Raw genomic sequence first — 269 nt, 5'->3', positions numbered from 1 at the left:
GAGGCGGCTGCTGCAGAGGTGCATGAGGCGGCGGTCGAGGGTGTCGTTGAGGCTGAGGCGGTTGAGGCCGAGGTAGCCGAGGCCGATGCTGTCGCCGACGAGCAGCCCGCCGAATCCGCCGACGCTGTTGGTGGTGTCGGTTCGGTCGAGGGTGAGGATGCGGTCGAGGCTGAGGCGGCTGCTGCAGAGGTGCATGAGGCGGCGGTCGAGGGTGTCGTTGAGGCTGAGGCGGTTGAGGCCGAGGTAGCCGAGGCCGATGCTGTCGCCGA

The 269-nt window shown here is 69.1% G+C and carries 1 protein-coding gene; it reads right to left on the bottom strand.

Translation table 11 applies throughout. The features are described 5' to 3' along the window. The coding region (locus H7I41_RS16530; protein WP_264013689.1) for a hypothetical protein at positions 1-269 on the bottom strand (269 nt) is incomplete at both ends.

The sequence above is a fragment of the [Mycobacterium] manitobense genome, assembly GCF_025821665.1.
GTDB classification, from domain to species: domain Bacteria; phylum Actinomycetota; class Actinomycetes; order Mycobacteriales; family Mycobacteriaceae; genus Mycobacterium; species Mycobacterium arseniciresistens.
This window is presented reverse-complemented; position numbering and strand designations above follow the sequence as displayed.